Source organism: Vibrio sp. 2096 (genome assembly GCF_033339595.1).
GTDB classification, from domain to species: domain Bacteria; phylum Pseudomonadota; class Gammaproteobacteria; order Enterobacterales; family Vibrionaceae; genus Vibrio; species Vibrio alginolyticus.
This window is the reverse complement of sequence record NZ_JAWOUX010000111.1, coordinates 1-1,019: the sequence shown is the minus strand read 5'-3', so window position 1 is coordinate 1,019 and position 1,019 is coordinate 1. Positions and strand designations below refer to the sequence as shown.

The 1,019-nt window shown below is 44.7% G+C and carries 2 protein-coding genes; both read left to right on the top strand.

Annotated elements, in window-relative coordinates:
* Positions 1–724: arginine--tRNA ligase (gene argS, locus R7Q41_RS24420; protein WP_318144757.1), on the top strand; the 724-nt coding region annotated here is incomplete at its 5' end.
* Positions 725–849: 125 nt separating this feature from the next.
* Positions 850–1,019: HIT domain-containing protein (locus tag R7Q41_RS24415; protein WP_318144758.1), on the top strand; the 170-nt coding region annotated here is incomplete at its 3' end.

Here is a 1,019-nt window from a genome sequence, read left to right as displayed (position 1 = left end):
CATCGACTCTCGCCAGCACCAGCATCTAATGCAAGCTTGGACTATCGTTCGTAAAGCGGGCTACGTACCTGAGTCTGTATCTCTTGAGCACCACGCTTTCGGCATGATGCTTGGTAAAGACGGTAAACCATTCAAAACTCGTGCGGGCGGTACAGTTCGTTTGGCGGACCTTCTTGATGAAGCCGAAGTTCGTGCTGCACAGTTGATCGAATCTAAGAACCCAGAGCTAGATGCTGAAGAGAAAGAGAAGATCTCTAAAACAGTTGCGATGGCAGCGGTTAAATATTCTGACCTATCTAAACACCGCACTACTGACTACGTATTCGATTGGGACAATATGCTAGCGTTTGAAGGTAACACAGCGCCGTACATGCAATACGCATACACTCGCGTTGCCTCTATCTTTGCTAAAGCTGGTGTAGCGATGGATGAACTTCAAGGTGATATCCAAATCACTGACGAAAAAGAAAAAGCGCTTATCGCTAAACTTCTACAATTTGAAGAAGCCGTTCAATCTGTTGCTCGTGAAGGCCAACCGCACATCATGTGTAGCTACCTATTTGAACTAGCGGGTCAATTCTCAAGCTTCTACGAAGCATGCCCTATTCTAGTAGCAGAAGATGAAGCCGTTAAGCAAAGCCGTCTAAAACTGGCAGCCCTAACAGCGAAAACCATCAAGCAAGGTTTATCGCTACTAGGTATCGAAACGCTAGAGCGCATGTAAGCCGCTTTTAAGTTGATAACTTAAGTAGCACAAGCTGAATGATTGCAAAGGTTGACGTGAAAGCGTCAACCTTTTGTTTTATCTGACGTATACTAATTCAAATTGAAATGAATCGGATATCCACAATGAGTTTTGAACTGCACCCTCAATTGGCAAAAGACACCACAGTAATCGGCCACTTCCCTCTTTGCGTTGCACTTCTACATAAAGATAATGCAGTGCCGTGGGTCATCTTAGTTCCTAAACGTGCCAACTTAAAAGAATTGCACCACTTACCGATGAAAGAGCAGCAACA